This window comes from Paenalicyclobacillus cellulosilyticus (assembly GCF_014647315.1).
Taxonomy (GTDB): domain Bacteria; phylum Bacillota; class Bacilli; order Alicyclobacillales; family Alicyclobacillaceae; genus Alicyclobacillus_J; species Alicyclobacillus_J cellulosilyticus.
In genome coordinates, this window is record NZ_BMOY01000160.1 from 345 (window position 1) to 575 (window position 231).

General features: G+C 40.7%; 1 protein-coding gene. It reads right to left on the reverse strand.

Annotation, left to right across the window (positions count from 1 at the left end; translation table 11 throughout):
- The coding region (locus IEX97_RS13855) for a hypothetical protein (RefSeq protein WP_229776957.1) at positions 1–231 on the reverse strand (231 nt) is incomplete at both ends.

Sequence of the window (231 nt, forward strand, 5' to 3'; positions counted from 1 at the left end):
ATGACTCGATTCTTTAATGATTGCCGCATCATAATTTGCGATTAAGGATTGTTTGTGCGGTAAGCATTCATAAACCATTAATTTATTAGCACTCAGACATTCACTAAGTGACTGATCTCCAGTAGCGCCTGATAATGGACCTGAGAGCGCTGATAATGCAATCATCGACTCATGTGGTATTCCAGATGCATAGATCACACGAAATGTTTTTTCATCCTCATGCCCCACGAG